Below are 15,419 nucleotides of genomic sequence, written 5' to 3'. Positions count from 1 at the left end.
ATGGCGGCTGCGGGTTGTGTCGGCTGGTCGCGCAGTTCCCCGCGCCCCTGGAGGTCGGCCTCGCGGCCGCCGACCCAGGGGCGCGGGGAACTGCGCGAACGGCCACAGACGGCCCGCAGCCGCCGACGGACCCGAGGTCCCGAGCTCTACGGCGAACCGCCCCCGCAGCGCAGCGTCACGGCTCGGTCGTTTCCGACTCCAAGCTCTCCCTGGTCTCCAGGTCGTACACCCCGTACTCCTCCGGCTGGACCCCCCGCGCCCACTGATACCGGGCGACCGCGTCCTCGACGCCCTCGTTGTAGTTGCCCTTGGCCTGCCTCGTGTACAGGCCGAGTTGGGTGAGGCGGAGTTCGAGTTCGGTGACCTCGGGACCCCGGTCGCCCCGGCTCAGCACCGTCGGCGCGGGCTCGCGCGGAGCGGCGGACTCCTGCTGGGAACCGGTCGCCGCCTCGCTGGGCGAGGGGGAGTTCGTCGGCTGCGTCGACGGGGTCGGGCTCTCGCTCGGGGACGCCGTCGACCGGGACGGGGACGGCGAGGGCGTCGACCTCTCGGTCGGTGACGCGGAGGCCGGGGGCACTTCCGGCCGCGTCGCACTCTCGGTCGGCGTAGCGCCGGCCTCCGTCTCGCTGCTCGACGCGGCCGGGACGCTCGCCCGTACGTCGTCCGGGAGTGCCGTCTTCCGGGACGGCGCCTCGTAGCTGAACAGGCCGCTCGCCAGGCCCGCCGCCGTCATCACGGCCACGAGCCCTCCGCCCACGCCGAGCAGGATCGTGCGGCGGTGCCGGGAAGCCGTGCCGCGCACCTCGTCCCTGTCGTCCTCGTCGTCCGGCGCCGTGTCGAGCTCGAACAGGTTCAGGTCCTGCGCGCTCGGTGTCGTCGCCGCGGACGCCGGCGGAGTCGGGGGTTGTGGGGCCGGCTGCTGCGGGTCTATCGGCCGCAGCTGCATCGTCTCGGCGGGGTTGTCGCGCTCCAGCTCCACGTATGGCCGTATGCGCAGCGGATCGAAGTCCTCCGCCGCTGCCACCTGTGTCGTACGGGCGTCTCTGAGGGCCTCGGACGCGCGCTCGCCGCAGCCGCACGACGGGGTGTTGTCGGCGGCCCGCGGCGCACCGCACTGCGGGCAAAGGTGACCATTCGGGCTACCCGGGTTCTGAGGGCCCCCCGGCCCCTCGGTGCCCCTCGGCTCTGTCACGCGTTCGTCCCTCCCTCGCGAACTCCCCAGATTATGCAGACGTCCCTCACGCTCTCTCCGCAAGCCCCCGGAAGGGGTGCTTCCAATCGGACTCGACAGGCCGTAACGGCACATAGCGATCACGATGGAGGATGTAACGAGACCTTCGGGAGGTCTTCATGGCCGGGGACGCGCACGGTATGACGGGAAATGTGCGTGACGCGCAGCCCCCGGAGCGGCGCGCCGCGGCGCACGAGAACGTGCCCGGCAACGTCCTCGTCTCCATCGGCGCGCTGCTCCTCGGGATGCTGCTCGCCGCGCTCGACCAGACGATCGTGTCCACCGCGCTGCCCACCATCGTCAGCGACCTCGGCGGACTGGAGCATCTGTCCTGGGTCGTGACGGCGTATCTGCTGGCGTCCACCGCCGCCACCCCGCTGTGGGGCAAGCTCGGTGACCAGTACGGGCGCAAGCGGCTCTTCCAGATCGCGATCGTGATCTTCCTGGTCGGTTCCGTGCTGTGCGGCATGGCGCAGGACATGGCTCAGCTCATCGCCTTCCGGGCCGTTCAGGGCGTCGGCGGCGGCGGGCTGATGGTGCTGTCCATGGCGATCGTCGGGGACATCGTCCCGCCGCGTGAACGGGGCCGGTACCAGGGGCTGTTCGGCGCCGTGTTCGGGGCGAGCAGTGTGCTCGGGCCGCTGCTCGGCGGGGTGTTCACGGAGCATCTGAGCTGGCGGTGGGTGTTCTACATCAACCTTCCCGTCGGGGCCGTCGCGCTCACCGTCATCGCCGCCGTGCTGCGGATCCCGCACAAGTCGACGCGTCATGTCATCGACTACCTCGGCACGTTCCTCATCGCGTCCGTGGCCACCTGTCTCGTGCTGGTGGCGTCCCTCGGCGGGACGACATGGGGCTGGGGGTCGGTGCAGATCGTCGGGCTGGCCCTGCTGGGGGTGGTGCTCGCGGTGGTGTTCGTAACGGTGGAGCGGTCGGCTCCCGAACCCGTGCTGCCGCTGAAGCTGTTCCATGTGCGGACCTTCACGCTGTCCGCGGTCATCAGCTTCATCGTCGGGTTCGCCATGTTCGGCGCGATGACCTATCTGCCGACGTTCCTCCAGGTCGTGCAGGGCGTCAGCCCGACCATGTCCGGTGTGCACATGCTGCCGATGGTCGTCGGCATGCTCCTGGCGTCCACCGGGTCCGGGCAGATCGTCAGCCGTACCGGGCGCTGGAAGGTCTTCCCGATCGCCGGGACCGGAGTGACCGTACTGGGTCTGCTGTTGCTGCATCAGCTGGAAGTGGACAGCTCCACCTGGGAGATGAGCCTGTTCTTCTTCGTCTTCGGGCTGGGGCTCGGGCTGGTCATGCAGGTGCTGGTGCTGATCGTGCAGAACGCCGTGCCGTACGAGGATCTCGGCGTCGCGACCTCAGGGGCGACGTTCTTCCGGTCGATCGGGGCCTCGTTCGGGGTGGCGATCTTCGGCACGATCTTCGCGAGCCGGCTCGACGACAAGCTCGTGCAGGCGTACCGGGGGGTCAAACTGCCGGAGGGGGTCTCGCTGGCGGGGCTGGAGTCGGATCCGCGGGGGATCGGCGAACTGCCGGGGTCGCTACGGCCGGCGGCCTTGCAGGCGTACGCCTCCGCGATCACCGACGTGTTCCTGTACGCCGCGCCGGTCGCGCTGCTCGGGTTCGCGCTGGCCTGGTTCCTGCGGGAGGACAAGCTGCGCGGGTCGGTCACCGCGCCCGATGTCACCGAGACGCTGGCCAGCAATCCCGTCGAGCGGTCGTCGTACGACGAGGTGTGCCGGGCGTTGTCCGTGCTCGGTACGCGGGAGGGGCGGCGGGAGGTCTACCGGACGATCACCGAGCGGGCGGGGTACGACCTGCTGCCCGCGGCCAGTTGGCTGCTGCTGCGGATCAAGCGGTACGGATGGGTGGAGCCGGGGGTGCTCGCGGAGCGCAGTACCGTGCCGCTGACCGTGATCCTGGACGCGGCTCGGCAGGTGGAGGGGCGGGGGCTCGGTGTCCGGGAGGGGCTCGATCTCGTGCTGACGGATCGGGGGCGGGAGGTCGCCGAGCGGCTCGCCCGGGTTCGGGAGGAGTCGCTGGCGGAGTTGTTGGGGGACTGGTGGGGGCCGGACCGGCCTACCGATCTGGTTCAGCTGGTGACGGAGCTGAACTCGGAGTTGTGCGGGTCGGAGCGGGAGCGGCCGGGTGCGTCCGGTGGGTGAGCGGGGGTGCCTGCGGCGGCCCGTTGCTGTTCGGTGAGGGTGCGCGTAGCGCCCAACGGTTGTGGGGTGGGTCGGGGCCGTGCCGGGGGTGTCCGTCCTCGGTCGGGCGGTTGCTGTGCCTCAGAGAGGTACTGTTTTTTGACGCCCGCCGCTGCGGGCGGACACCCCCCGGCACGTCCCCTTCGCGCCGCCCGCGGCTAGTCGTGCTCCGGGGAGCGGGTGAACGTCAGGTGCGTCACTCCGGTGGGTGAGGAGACGGTCTCGATCTCGTAGGCCTCTTCGAGGCTTTCCAGGTTGTCCCAGAGGCGGGCGCCTCGGCCCAGGAGGATCGGGACCACCACCACGTGCATGTGGTCGATGAGCCCGGCGGCCAGGAAGTCGCGGACGACGGTGGGGCCTCCGCCGATGCGTACGTCCTGGTCGCCCGCGGCCTTGCGGGCCTGAGCCAGGGCCTCGGCGGGTGAGGCGTCGAGGAAGTGGAAGGTCGTGCCGCCCTCCATCTCGATCGACGGGCGCGGGTGGTGGGTGAGGATGAAGGTCGGTGTGTGGAAGGGCGGGTTGGGGCCCCACCAACCCTTCCACTGCGGGTCCTCGTGCCAGCCGGGGTGGCCGAACTTTCCGGCGCCCATGATCTCGGCGCCGACTCCGGGCGTGAACTGCTGGACGAAGGCGTTGTCGAGGCCGTCGCTCCCGCCGGGGCGGCCGGTCAGTTCGTGCCACCACCGGGTGGCGAACATCCACTCGTGCAGCCTTTCGCCGGCGTGGCCGAACGGAGCCTCTTGGCTCAGGCCTTCGCCGGTGCCGAAGCCGTCGAGTGAGATGGCGAAGTTGTGGACGCGGACCAGTGACATGGGTGCCCCATCCCTTCCGTGTGTCGGTTACGTCATGCGCGGGCTTTCACCATGACGTCGATCGGGGAGCCGCCGAATCGACACGCCGGGCCGGGCGATGTGGGCGCCGTTCGAGGCTGCTACGTGTCCGACGCACCCGACGCGTCCGGCACATGCGTCCCGCCCGTCGTCCGGCGCCTCTCCCGCCACTCCCGTACGACCTCTTCCACGTCGTAGGGCTTGCGGCCCAGGGGAGGGCCGGGCGGTGGCTTCAGGAGCATGTCGCGGATCTTGGCGTTGACGTCCGTGATGATCTTCCGGACGGTCCGTTCCGTGGGAGCCGCGTACGCCGCTGTCAGCGCGTCCTCCGCCTCCTTGCGCAGGGCCAGGGCCGGGGGGAGGACGGACAGGCCCTCGCGGGCCATCTTGCGCTTGACCCACCACAGTTCGTCGTACGGGGCTTCCAGGTCGTTCGGCAGCGGTTCGCCCGCGCCGGGCAGCCGGTCGAAGTCGCCCCGGACCTGCGCATCGTGGATCTGCTTGTCGACCCAGGACTCGAACGGGACACCGGGAGGCTTTCGCTCGGTCATGAGTTCATTGTGCCGGACGCGGCGGTGCCGGGCGATTTATCATGCGGCGTCGGCGGCCAAAACGGCCGCTGTACAAGGACGTTTCAGGAGGGGCGCCAGTGCTCGAACTCACGATGGCCGCCGTGTCCGCGGCGGACGAGGGTGCCACGGCCGGCATGCTCATGGCCGACGCGCCCAGCGAGCCGGGCGCCGTACTGCGGGTGGGCCGCGACAAGGCGGTGTGCCGGCTCTCGACGCCGGACGACTGGCTGTTCGTGTCGCGGGTCCATCTGGAGTTCCTGTGCGGGCCCGACGGCAGCTGGCAGGTGTCCTGGCTGCGCGGCTCGCAGGCCGACCCGTCCTCCGACGTGCGGCTCACCGTGGGGCAGTACGCCCAGCCCATCGGCTACGGCGGGACCGTACCGCTGCCGAGGGGCGGCAGCGGCGAGATCGTCATCCACGACCGCACCGCGCCCCGCAGCGTCAACGTCGGCTTCTACCACGAGGCCTGAGCCCCGGGAGGGCTACGCCAGCACCCGCGCCAGCGCGAAGCCGTCGTAGCCCTTTCCGCCCACCGTCTGGATCGCCGTGCCGCTCAACCTCGGGTGGCTGCCGATCAGTTCGATGGCGGCGCGGGTGCCCCGGATGTCCGGCGCGTCGCTGTCGGCGTCGACGACCAGGCCGCCGCGCACCACGTTGTCGACGATGATCAGGCTGCCCGTGCTCGTGAGCCGCAGCGCCCAGTCGATGTAGTGGGGGTTGTTGGCCTTGTCGGCGTCGATGAAGACCAGGTCGAAGGGGGCCGGGTTCTCGTCGGCCAGCTTGGGCAGCGACTCCAGGGCCGGGCCGACCCGGACCTCGACGATCCTGTCCAGGTCGGCGCGCGCGATGTTGCGGGTGGCGACCTCGGCGTTCCTGGCGCTGTACTCCAGCGAGATCAGGCGGCCGTCGTCGGGCAGGGCGCGGGCCAGCCAGATGGTGCTGTAGCCGCCGAGGGTGCCGATCTCCAGGATGTTGCGGGCGCCCTGGATCTCGGCGAGGAGCCGCAGCAGCTTGCCCTGGGTCGCGGTGACGCTGATGCTCGGCAGTCCGGCCGCGTCGCTGTCGCGCAGGGCCGCCTGGAGGGCGTCGTCGTCGGGGGAGAGGTGGGCGGAGAAGTACTCGTCGACGTCGTCCCAGACCTGCGACTCGCTCATCGCCTTGCCTTTCGTATGGCTGGTTAAAGCGCTAAGTAACACCGCCAACTATCCGTTCCCCGATGGACTCCCGGAATTCCAGGATCGTGGATTCAGCCGGTCGGCGCAGGCGGCTGCCCGGGCCGGGGCCGGGTGCGTCGTACGGCGAGCACCGCGGCCGTGGCCATCGCCGCGGCGAGTGCCGCGGTCACCGTCACCAGCCAGACCGGGACGCCGGCCACCGTGCGCAGCCGGTCCTCGTAGATCACCTGCTGGAAGGTGTCGTCGGCCCTCGCCCGGCGCAGCTCGTGGTCGCCCCGGATGCGCTCGGGGTACGGGAACTCCTGGCCGATCGCCGTCAGGAACGGCGCCCCCGCCGCCAGCTCGGCCAGCGGGCCGGTCCTCGCCGTCACCCGTCCGGCGTAGGTGACGCGGGGACGTTCGCCGCCGATCCCGGACGCCGGTTCCATCCGGTGCGCGGCGAGCACGTACAGGCCCAGGGACTGCGGGGTGCCGGCCAGGCGTGACAGGCGCATCGGGTAGACCGGCTCGTCGGTGCGGAAGGTGAGGTGCAGCGGGTCCAGGGCACCCGTCAGGGCCGTTCCGGTGGTCTGCGGGGCCAGCTTCACGGCCACGTACTCCCAGCGCTTTTGCACGTACGGCCGCAGGGCCCCGGCCAGGCGGGGCGGCAGGGCGAAGCCGTTGCTGTCCAGCCAGCGGTCCAGCGCGCCGGGGTCGGTGGCCGTCAGCCGGGCCACGTCGAAGGGGCCGAGCCGCTGCCGGCCGACGACGCTCACGGGAGGTCCGCCGGCAGCGCCGGGCGGGCGCGGGGCGCCCACCGTGCCGTCGCCGGTCACCAGGGGCCAGTCACCGTCCTGGGGCCAGAAGTGGTACCGCGTGCGGTGCACGGGGGCGGTGACCTCGTGCAGCTCGTCGAAGAGCCCGGGGTCGCCGAGCCGGACCGTCGCCCGCCGTGGCACCGGCATGATCCACGCGACCCGCTCGGCATCCCCGTCGACGGTCAGCCGCATCACGACCTGCTCGTTCGTCCCGTCCCAGCGGACCACGGACTCCTCACGGCCGACGGCCACCCGCCGCGCGTCACCGGGCACCATGGCCCCGCAGCCGCACGCCCACGCGGGCGCCGCGAGCTGGCCGAGCTGGAGGGCGAGCAGCGCCAGGACGACGGTGAGCGCCCGCCTCCGAACCCCTCCGCGCAGTAAGTCCGCCATCGCGTGCAGCCCCTCCGTCCCGCGAGCCCCGCCGCCGTGGCCGACGCCAGAGCTTCAGACGGTACGGCGGTGATCCTCCATCCGGGGGCGGGGCGGCGCGATGTGAGACATGCCGCGCCCCACCGGAGGCGGCCGAATCCCCCTCCGACTATCGTCATCCGGACAAAAGGAGGGCGGACGTCAGGTGAATCCGGGGTGGCCGGCGTCTCCTCCCCGGGGTGGTGCGGGCCCACTGGGTTCGAAAAGATTCATGACGCATGGGACGCGTGGGACGAATCGGGGCGGGAGGCCGACGAGGCGTGGCGAATGCGGAACATGGTGGGCGAACGGCTGATGCGCTCGGCGCGACGGCCGTCGGCGCGGTCCAGGCACGCGTCCGCGTGGCGCGGCTCGGGCTGTGGCTGGTCGCCGCGATCCTCGCCGTACGGCAGGTGGCCGTCGTCCTCAGTACGCCGCGCGGGGAGCGGCTGACGGATCTGGAGACCTGGGTCGGGCCGGACGGCGTGCTGCATGTGAAGGGTTCGCTGTACGACTCCACGCAGTTCACCGGTACGCCGTTCGGCGGGCTCGTCCTCAAGCCGCTGACCCGCGCCGCCGAGCAGGCCCTCGGCTGGGGCTGGACCTTCGGCACCCTCCTGCTCGTCGTCGCCCTCGGCCTGATCGCCGCCCGCGCCCTGCCCCAGCCCGTGAGCCGCAGGACCTCGCTGCTCGCCGCGCCCGTCGCGATCAGCCTGCTGATGCTGTCGCTGCCGGTGCGCAACACCCTCTACCTCGGCCAGACCAGCATCATGCCGGTCCTGCTCGTCCTGCTCGGCTGCTTCGCCGTGCGCGGCGAGCGCACCAGCGGCGTGCTCATCGGCGTCGCGGCCGCCCTGCAGCCGACCCTGCTGCTGTTCACCCCGCTGCTGTGGTTCACCGGCCGGCGCCGGGCCGCGCTCTCCACGGGCGCCACGTTCGCCGCGTGCACGCTGCTCGCCTGGGCGGCGATGCCCGGTGACTCGTACACCTACTGGGTGCACCACATGGCGGGCGTCGGCCTCGGCGGGCGGGCCGACGACCTCGCCAACCAGTCGCTGCACGGCGCCCTGCTGCGGTTCGGGCTGACCGGCCCGCTGGAGATCGCCCTCTTCCTGCTCCTCGGCGCCGCCGTCGCCGTCCTCGCGCTGCGCCGGGCCGTGCGCTACGCCCACGACGGACAGCTCCTCCTGGCCGTCGCCGTCACCGGCTGCGCGGCGATCGTCGTGTCGCCCACCGCCTGGCAGCACCAGCTGCTGTGGGTGCTGCTCGCGGTCGTCGGCCAGGTCGGCAGACGGACCTCCGACCGGTACGTCTGGCCGGTCGCGATCATCCTGGTGATGACCCTGCCCGCGCGGATGATGGTGCCGGACAAGGTGATCCTGCATCCGCTGCGGGCCGACCTGGTGCTGCTGGCCGCCGTCGTCACGGCCGCCGTCGTGCCGTTCCTGTCGCGCACCTCGCCGTACTGGCAGACACCGGTCCCGACCCGGTACGCCGACAAGGTCCCCTCCCGCTTCCGGCACATCCCGCTGGTGCCGTTCCTGCGCCGGGTCGTCTCCCGCCCGAACCTGCTCTTCGAGCTGCTGCTGATCCGCGTCACCTACTACGCCTACGCCCAGATCCGGCTCGCCGCGGCAGGCGGCTCCAACTCGGCCGGCCGGGTCACCGCCGAGGAGCACGGCGAGGAGATCCACTCCGTCGAACGCGCCCTGCACATCGACATCGAGTACTGGGCCAACCACGCCGTCGTGAAGGTCGACTGGCTGCGGAGCTTCTTCGACTTCTACTACGAGTCGTTCCACTTCGGCGTCCCGCTCGCGATCCTCGCCGTCCTGTACTGGCGCCGCCCGACCGACTACCGCTGGGCCCGCACCGCGATCGGCTTCGCCACCGTCTTCGCCCTGATCGGCTTCTGGCTCTACCCGCTCGCCCCGCCCCGCCTGATGCCCGGCCTCGGCTTCATCGACACGGTCCACGGCGTGCAGGACTTCTCCCAGCCCGACTACGGCACGCTGACCGAGCTCACCAACCAGTACGCGGCGATGCCGTCCCTGCACTTCGGCTGGTCCCTGTGGTGCGGCATCGTCATCGTGATGCTGGCGCCGAGGTGGTGGATGAAGGCGCTGGGCCTGCTGCACCCGCTCTTCACGGTCACCGCGATCGTCGTCACCGGCAACCACTGGGTGCTGGACGCGGTCGGCGGCGCGGCCGTCGTGGGCGCCGGCTTCGGGGTGACGTACCTCTTCCAGGGCCCGCGCGCCAAGGTGGTGACGGCACAGGCCGAGAAGGTCAGCAGCGACTCCCCGGCTCCGGTGAGGGACCGTACTCCGAGCTGATCCGGTACTCGCCGGGCGCGGAGACGGTGAGCCGGGTGAACTCGCCCTGCGGGGTGAGGCATCCGCCGCCGTCCGCGCGCAGCCACTGCGAGTAGGCGACGCGCACGGTGGCGCTGCCCGCCCGCGCCATGCGGATGACGATGTCGGCGCTGGACGTCGACACGACGGTCGCGGGGTCGCTCACCAGCGGCCGCGCGTCCTTCACCCGGAACACCCGCCAGTGCGCGTCCTGCCACACCGGCTCCAGCCAGTCGGGACGGTGGTCCCGCACCAGCCGCGCCTCGTCCTTGGCGTACCCGTCGGGCCTGCCCAGCGGCAGCACCACGAACCCGACGGCCCAGCGGTCCAGCCACGCCCGGTAGGTGGCGGGCGAGAAGGACCCGTCGTAGAACAGCCGGGCCCGCTCCATGTCGAGCTGCCGGTTCCAGCCGCGGGCCATGTTCACGTGCGGGGCGAGCCCGCTGGCCTCGCGGTGGTTGCGGGCCGGGACGACCTCGACGCGGGTGCGGTCGGCGCCGAGGTGGTCCAGGGCGCGGACCACTCCGTGGGTCTCGGCGGCCCAGGCCGGCACCTTCGTGGAGACGTACAGGTCGTCGGCGGTCTTCTTGGTCACCCAGGCGACGGAGAAGACGAGGGCGGCGATCAGCAGGTTCCGGCGCAGCTTCGCCAGCTGTGGCTGGGCGAGCAGCACGGCGAGCAGCGCGGCGGGCGCGAACAGCTCGGCGAAGCGCTCGACGTTCGTGCCGATGGGGGAGGCGACGAGATACGTCAGGACGGTCCCCGCCGCGTAGACGGCACCGCTGATGCGGGCGACCCGCCAGGTGCGCGGGGCGAGGAGGGTGACGGCCAGGCCCAGGAAGAAGGGCGGCCATATTCGCCCGGCGAACATCAGCTGCTCGCCCTTGAAGGGGAACACCAGGGTGGTCACGCCGACGACGACGGCGGGCGGCAGGAGCAGGGCGAGGGCGCGGGACCAGTCGCGGCTGACGAGGTACGCGGCTCCGACGACCACCAGGAACAGCCCGGCCACGGGACTGGCCATGGTCGCCAGGGCGGCGTAGGCGGCGGCGAGGACGACCCGGCGCTCCCGCGTGAGCATCAGGCACGCGGCGAGTCCGAAGGCGACGCCGAGCGCGAAGGTGGTGCGCCCGGAGGCCACGTTGCACCACAGGGCGAACGACGCGAGCAGGGCCGGCCCCAGGGGTCTTCGCAGGCCCGTCCGCTCGATGAGCAGGGCCGCCAGCCAGGCGGCGGCGAGACCGGAGACGACGGTGAGCGCGCGCACGCCCACGGCGGCCATCAGATACGGGGATATCAGGCTGTAGTTGGCGGTATGGGTGCCGCCGTACCAGAAGAGGTTGTAAGCGGAATCGCCGTGCCGCGCCGCGAACCCGGCCCAGGCGTACTGCGCCGCGAGGTCGCCGCCGCCGGTGGCCAGAAAGGCCCACCAGATCGCGTACAGGGGCAGGGCGGGGAGCGTCGCGAGCAGCGGGACCCGGTGACGGTTCCACAGCGTGCGCGCGAGCCCGCGCTCGGCGGGAGCGGCCGGCGGCGCGGGTCTTGTACGGGTGAGTTCGGCAGGGACCACGTGACCCAAGACGCCGAATCGGGCCGGTTCGTTCATCGGCGGCACCGGCCGCGGTCCGGGTGAGCCCGCCGAGTACACACATTCTTCATCGAGGGGCACCCGAATCTCCGCCAACTCGCGGCATTCGCAAGGTATTTGACGAATCGTCAGCCAGGTCCGGTGATATGCTCCGAGCACTTGCCAGGCAGGCCACAAGCTCCGAGATGAAACGTCTCGGCAGTAAGGGCGAGTCCCTGTCGGTGAGTCCGCGTGTACTGCCGCCTCCCGGAAGCGACCGGGGGGTTTTCAGCAACGGGGCTTCAGTCGCTCAAAGAGAGTCTTATGACGCAATACGTGATGGATCCGGCGATCTGGGGGCTCGTAGTCGGTGCCCCTGCTGCTGCCACGATCATTGTTCGCCAGCAGAAGGCGATACGAAAGTTACGCAAGCGGAACGACGAGCTCAAGTCCTCGTACGTCGATCTGGAGGGCGGATACGACGCGATCGTCCGGCAGACCGAGGAACGGGCCGGCGAAGAGACGAAAACCGTGCTGAAGTCCGCGATGCGGACACTTCAGGGCCTTGCTGCCGAACAGCAACTCGTCATCTCCAAATTGCAGACCAAATACGGAGATTCACCGATTCTCCGGGATCTGCTGGAGATCGACCACATGAACTCCCAGTTCGGCAGGCGGGCGCAGTCCATCGCCGTCCTGTGCCAGGGCTGGCTCGGCCGGCAGCGCGACCCCGCCTCGGTCTACGACGTGATCCGCAGCGCGCAGGGGCGGATCCGCCACTACCAGCGGGTCGAGATCCTCTCGCAGGTCGACTACGCCGTCACCAGCAGGGCGGTCGAACCGGTCGCCCTCGCGGTCGCGGAACTCCTCGACAACGCCACCAGCTACTCGGCGCCCGAGACCGTGGTCGAGATCAACGTCCGGTCCGTGCCCAAGGGCATCTGCATCGTCGTCGACGACGCGGGTGTCGGCATGAACGAGGAGGAGAAGGCCAGGGCGGGGGAGCTGCTGTCCGGGGAACGCGCGGCGAGCGTCTCCGACCTGGGCAACCCTCCGCAGTTCGGTTTCGCGGTGATCGGCGCGCTCTGCGAGCGCTACGGCTTCACCGTCTCCGTCGACTCCACCTCCCCCTACGGAGGTGTCCGCGCGGTCGTACTCGTGCCGGAGGAGCTGTTGACCAGCATGCCGGAGCCCAAGAAGCCGACCGAGGCCTTCGACGCCGACGCAACTGCGGACGCCGCCGGCGCGGACGCGTCGGCGACGACCGCCGACGGACTGCCCAAGCGCCGGCGCAAGCAGCGGCCCATGGCCGTCGTCCCGAGCAGTCCGGGCGCCGCGCGCTCACCGGCCCGCTCCACCGAGGAGACGGCGTCGATCATGAGCGCCTTCCAACGGGGGACCCAGACCGGCCGCGCCGCACCGCTGGACGCGATGCGCGGGAGCCACGCTGACGGACGCAAGGGACCGGAGACGACCTCGTGAAGAACGACCTGTCATGGATGCTGGACAGTGCCCTGGAGATTCCCGGGGCCCTGCACGCTGTCCTGGTCTCGGCCGACGGTCTGCTGATGGCCCGCACGAAGGATCTCGGGCGGGACTCGGCAGACACCGTGGCCGCCGCGATGAGCGGCGTGCAGTCGCTCAGCCGGTCCCTGGGCTTCTTCTGCGACGGCGAGAACATGCAGTGGCGCCAGACGCTGGTGGAGTTCGACGGCGGCTGGGTCTTTCTGATCTCCGCCGGCGAGGCCGCCTACCTCGCCGTCTCGGCGGCCCCCGACATCGACATGGCGGACATCACCTTCCGTATGCAGCAGCTGGTCGGCCAGTTGGGCAAGGAACTGGCCACATCACCCCGTGAGGACATCGGCCACCGCTCATGACTGACAACACCCCCGACGAGTCGGAAGCCGCCGAGTTAGTACGGCCGTACGTCATCACACGCGGGCGTGATCTGCCCGCCGAGGACAAGTTCTCCCTGATCACCCTCGTGACGACGGTCAGCGACGAACGGCAGCGCCCGACCCGGCTCTCCCCCGAAGAGCAACACCTCCTGGACATGTGCTCCGGCGGCTACCTCTCCGTCGCCGAGCTCGCCGGGCACACCCAGCTCCCCCTGGGTGTGCTGAAGATCCTCCTCAGCTCGCTGGCAGAGGGGGGATACCTGATCACCCGAGCGCCCGTGCCCCGGGCACGTCTCGTCGACCAACAGCTTCTCCAGGAGGTGCTGGATGGACTCCAAGCGCGTTTTGGATGAGGACGCCTACGTCCGGGGCGGCGCCGCGCAGACAGCGGTGAAGATCCTGGTCGTCGGGCACTTCGCGGTCGGCAAGACCACGTTCATCGGCACCATCTCCGAGATCCCCCCGCTCTCCACCGAGGAGAACATGACGCGGGTGGCGGAGGCGGTCGACGATCTCAAGGGCGTGCGGAGCAAGACCACCACCACGGTCGCCATGGACTTCGGGCGGCTGACGATCAGCGACCACGTGGTGCTCTATCTGTTCGGCACCCCGGGCCAGCAGCGGTTCATCCAGATCTGGGAGGACATGGCGCGCGGCGCCCTGGGCGCCCTGGTCCTGGTGGACCCCGAACGGCTGGCGGACTCGTTCGCCGTGATCGACCTGATCGAGCAGTACGGCCTGTCCTACGCCATCGCCGTCAACCGCTTCGACCACACGCCGGAACGCACCGAGATGGCGCTGCGGGAAGCGCTCGACCTGCTGCCGGACACCCCAGTCGTCGTAATGGACGCACGTGACGAGAACTCATCGGCGCAGGCGCTGATCACTCTCGTTCGCTACCTACAGGAACGCGCCGCTCTGGAGCACGCATGACCAGCGAAGACTTCCCCGCACCGCCGCCGGGCTGCCCGGCGCACGGCAGCGGCCAACGGATACCCATGTACACGGCGGAGTTCGCCGCCGACCCCCAGGCCTACTTCGACTACATGCGCCACCACGGCTCGACGGCCCCCGTCGAGCTGGCCCCGGGCGTGGAGGCGACCCTCGTCACGGACTACGCGGCGGCGCTCGACCTCCTGCAGAACCCGGGGGACTTCCGCAAGGACCCCCGCCGCTGGCGCGACCTCAACGAGGGCCGCATCAGCCCGGACAGCCCCGTCCTTCCGCTGCTCGGCCCTCGGCCCACCTGCATGTTCACCGACGGCGCCGAGCACCTGCGGCTGCGCCAGGCCGTCACCGAGAGCTTCGCCCGGGTCGACAGCCACCGGCTGAGCGTGAACGTCGACCGGATCGCCCACTACCTCCTCGCCCAGTTCAGCACCCGCGGCTCCGCCGACCTGCTCAACGACTACGCCAAGCAGCTCCCCCTGTTCGTCTTCAACGAACTGTTCGGCTGCCCGGCGGAGATCGGCGACCGGGTCATGTTCGGCGTCTCCGGCATCTTCGACGGCATCAACGCCGAGCGGGCCAACGAGGTCCTCATCCAGGCCGTGGCCGAACTGGTCGCGCTGAAGCGGTCCCGGCCCGGCGACGACGTCACCTCATGGCTGATGCAGCACCCGGCCAAGTTGGACGACGCGGAGATGATCCACCAGCTGGTGCTGCTGATCGGCGCCGGCGCGGAACCGCTGCGCAACCTCATCGCCAACACCGTGCACCTGCTGCTGACCAACGACCGGTACGCACAGAACGGGCTGTTGGAAGACGCCCTCGACGAGACCCTGTGGCACAACCCGCCCATCTCCAACTACGCGCCCCACTACCCGGCCAGGGACATGGAGTTCGCCGGCGGCAAGCTCAGCGCCGGCGATCTGGTGCTGGTCGGCTTCCAGGCCGCCAACGCCGCCTCGGCGCGGGCGGCGGGCGGGCAGACCAGCAACCGGGCGCACCTCGCCTGGAGCGCGGGACCGCACGCCTGCCCCTCCAAGGAGCCGGCCCGGCTCATCACCCTGGCGGCCATCGAGCACCTCTTCAACGAGCTGCCCGACGTCGAACTCGCCGTCCCGGAGGAGAGCCTGACCTGGCGGCCCGGCCCGTTCAACCGCGCCCTGGCGCAGCTGCCGGCCCGCTTCACGCCGACCACGCCGCGGCGTTCGGTGCAGCCCCAGCCGACTCGGACGGAACAGGAAGCCGCCGCCGACGCGACTGCCTCGAACAAGGAACGCGGAGGGCTCTGGAGTTCCTTCCTGAAGTGGGTCAGGGCGTAAGCCCCGGTTCCGCATGCGTGACACAGGTAACAGGCAACTGCCGCTGGCAACTGCATGAACGTTAAAGCGCCAGGGTATGACTGCGCAGGGTATCTGAG

The 15,419-nt window shown here is 70.7% G+C and carries 14 protein-coding genes; 8 read left to right on the top strand and 6 right to left on the bottom strand.

Annotation, left to right across the window (positions count from 1 at the left end; all coding sequences use genetic code 11):
• Nucleotides 1-175 precede the first annotated feature (175 nt).
• The gene (locus tag OG254_RS15215) at nucleotides 176-1,024 is read right to left on the bottom strand and encodes a peptidoglycan-binding protein (RefSeq protein WP_405581855.1); all 849 of its coding nucleotides are present in this window, start codon (nucleotides 1,022-1,024) and stop codon (nucleotides 176-178) included.
• Between the two features lie 326 nt (nucleotides 1,025-1,350).
• Between OG254_RS15215 and OG254_RS15210 the strand changes: the two genes are divergently transcribed.
• Nucleotides 1,351-3,408, top strand: a complete 2,058-nt coding sequence (locus OG254_RS15210) for a DHA2 family efflux MFS transporter permease subunit (RefSeq protein WP_405581853.1) — start codon at nucleotides 1,351-1,353, stop codon at nucleotides 3,406-3,408.
• Nucleotides 3,409-3,605: 197 nt separating this feature from the next.
• On the opposite strand, the gene OG254_RS15205 is transcribed toward OG254_RS15210, so the two are convergent.
• On the bottom strand, nucleotides 3,606-4,259 hold the full coding sequence (locus tag OG254_RS15205) for a dihydrofolate reductase family protein (protein ID WP_405581851.1): 654 nt from the start codon (nucleotides 4,257-4,259) through the stop codon (nucleotides 3,606-3,608).
• A gap of 119 nt (nucleotides 4,260-4,378) precedes the next feature.
• Nucleotides 4,379-4,828 (bottom strand): DUF1992 domain-containing protein, encoded by a 450-nt coding sequence (locus OG254_RS15200; protein ID WP_405581849.1) that lies wholly within the window; start codon nucleotides 4,826-4,828, stop codon nucleotides 4,379-4,381.
• A gap of 98 nt (nucleotides 4,829-4,926) precedes the next feature.
• Here OG254_RS15200 and OG254_RS15195 point away from each other — a divergent pair, with 98 nt between their 5' ends.
• Nucleotides 4,927-5,319 (top strand): hypothetical protein, encoded by a 393-nt coding sequence (locus tag OG254_RS15195; RefSeq protein ID WP_147996248.1) that lies wholly within the window; start codon nucleotides 4,927-4,929, stop codon nucleotides 5,317-5,319.
• A gap of 12 nt (nucleotides 5,320-5,331) precedes the next feature.
• On the opposite strand, the gene OG254_RS15190 is transcribed toward OG254_RS15195, so the two are convergent.
• Both OG254_RS15190 and OG254_RS15185 read right to left on the bottom strand, forming a co-directional pair.
• A complete protein-coding gene (locus tag OG254_RS15190; protein ID WP_405581846.1) occupies nucleotides 5,332-6,003 on the bottom strand; it encodes an O-methyltransferase in 672 nt (223 codons plus the stop codon).
• Nucleotides 6,004-6,095: 92 nt separating this feature from the next.
• Nucleotides 6,096-7,214, bottom strand: coding sequence for a DUF2330 domain-containing protein (locus OG254_RS15185; RefSeq protein WP_405581843.1), 1,119 nt, complete (start codon nucleotides 7,212-7,214; stop codon nucleotides 6,096-6,098).
• 299 nt (nucleotides 7,215-7,513) lie between these two features.
• On the opposite strand from OG254_RS15185, the gene OG254_RS15180 reads away from it, so the two are divergent.
• Nucleotides 7,514-9,568 (top strand): bifunctional glycosyltransferase 87/phosphatase PAP2 family protein, encoded by a 2,055-nt coding sequence (locus OG254_RS15180; RefSeq protein WP_405581841.1) that lies wholly within the window; start codon nucleotides 7,514-7,516, stop codon nucleotides 9,566-9,568.
• On the opposite strand, the gene OG254_RS15175 is transcribed toward OG254_RS15180, so the two are convergent.
• Nucleotides 9,522-11,192 (bottom strand): hypothetical protein, encoded by a 1,671-nt coding sequence (locus OG254_RS15175; protein WP_405581839.1) that lies wholly within the window; start codon nucleotides 11,190-11,192, stop codon nucleotides 9,522-9,524. The two genes, OG254_RS15180 and OG254_RS15175, sit on opposite strands and share 47 nt — an antisense overlap.
• A 285-nt stretch (nucleotides 11,193-11,477) precedes the next feature.
• Here OG254_RS15175 and OG254_RS15170 point away from each other — a divergent pair, with 285 nt between their 5' ends.
• Genes OG254_RS15170 through OG254_RS15150 form a run of 5 tightly spaced genes read left to right on the top strand, consistent with a single transcriptional unit; the run spans nucleotide 11,478 to nucleotide 15,321 of the window.
• Nucleotides 11,478-12,635 (top strand): ATP-binding protein, encoded by a 1,158-nt coding sequence (locus OG254_RS15170; RefSeq protein WP_405581836.1) that lies wholly within the window; start codon nucleotides 11,478-11,480, stop codon nucleotides 12,633-12,635.
• The gene (locus tag OG254_RS15165) at nucleotides 12,632-13,033 is read left to right on the top strand and encodes a roadblock/LC7 domain-containing protein (protein WP_147996254.1); all 402 of its coding nucleotides are present in this window, start codon (nucleotides 12,632-12,634) and stop codon (nucleotides 13,031-13,033) included. Before OG254_RS15170 ends, OG254_RS15165 begins: the two co-directional genes overlap by 4 nt.
• Nucleotides 13,030-13,407 carry a DUF742 domain-containing protein gene (locus tag OG254_RS15160; RefSeq protein WP_147996255.1) on the top strand — a complete coding sequence of 126 codons (378 nt, stop codon included), beginning with the start codon at nucleotides 13,030-13,032 and terminating at the stop codon, nucleotides 13,405-13,407. Before OG254_RS15165 ends, OG254_RS15160 begins: the two co-directional genes overlap by 4 nt.
• Nucleotides 13,382-13,987 carry an ATP/GTP-binding protein gene (locus OG254_RS15155; RefSeq protein WP_147996256.1) on the top strand — a complete coding sequence of 202 codons (606 nt, stop codon included), beginning with the start codon at nucleotides 13,382-13,384 and terminating at the stop codon, nucleotides 13,985-13,987. The genes OG254_RS15160 and OG254_RS15155 overlap by 26 nt, the downstream gene beginning before the upstream one ends.
• Nucleotides 13,984-15,321 (top strand): cytochrome P450, encoded by a 1,338-nt coding sequence (locus OG254_RS15150; protein ID WP_405581833.1) that lies wholly within the window; start codon nucleotides 13,984-13,986, stop codon nucleotides 15,319-15,321. Before OG254_RS15155 ends, OG254_RS15150 begins: the two co-directional genes overlap by 4 nt.
• The last annotated feature ends 98 nt before the right edge of the window (nucleotides 15,322-15,419 follow it).

The sequence above is a fragment of the Streptomyces sp. NBC_01092 genome, from assembly GCF_045039535.1.
Lineage (GTDB): Bacteria > Actinomycetota > Actinomycetes > Streptomycetales > Streptomycetaceae > Streptomyces.
The sequence above is the reverse complement of the archived record's forward strand: the minus strand, read 5'-3'. Positions and strand labels throughout refer to the sequence as shown.

Bases quoted from the DNA above. Each gene is read 5' to 3' on its own strand.
- OG254_RS15150 (WP_405581833.1), top strand. From the start codon at position 13,984: ATGACCAGCGAAGACTTCCCCGCACCGCCGCCGGGCTGCCCGGCGCAC.
- OG254_RS15155 (WP_147996256.1), top strand. From the start codon at position 13,382: ATGGACTCCAAGCGCGTTTTGGATGAGGACGCCTACGTCCGGGGCGGC.
- OG254_RS15160 (WP_147996255.1), top strand. From the start codon at position 13,030: ATGACTGACAACACCCCCGACGAGTCGGAAGCCGCCGAGTTAGTACGG.
- OG254_RS15185 (WP_405581843.1), bottom strand. From the start codon at position 7,214: ATGGCGGACTTACTGCGCGGAGGGGTTCGGAGGCGGGCGCTCACCGTC.
- OG254_RS15200 (WP_405581849.1), bottom strand. From the start codon at position 4,828: ATGACCGAGCGAAAGCCTCCCGGTGTCCCGTTCGAGTCCTGGGTCGAC.
- OG254_RS15175 (WP_405581839.1), bottom strand. From the start codon at position 11,192: ATGAACGAACCGGCCCGATTCGGCGTCTTGGGTCACGTGGTCCCTGCC.
- OG254_RS15190 (WP_405581846.1), bottom strand. From the start codon at position 6,003: ATGAGCGAGTCGCAGGTCTGGGACGACGTCGACGAGTACTTCTCCGCC.
- OG254_RS15170 (WP_405581836.1), top strand. From the start codon at position 11,478: ATGACGCAATACGTGATGGATCCGGCGATCTGGGGGCTCGTAGTCGGT.
- OG254_RS15205 (WP_405581851.1), bottom strand. From the start codon at position 4,259: ATGTCACTGGTCCGCGTCCACAACTTCGCCATCTCACTCGACGGCTTC.
- OG254_RS15210 (WP_405581853.1), top strand. From the start codon at position 1,351: ATGGCCGGGGACGCGCACGGTATGACGGGAAATGTGCGTGACGCGCAG.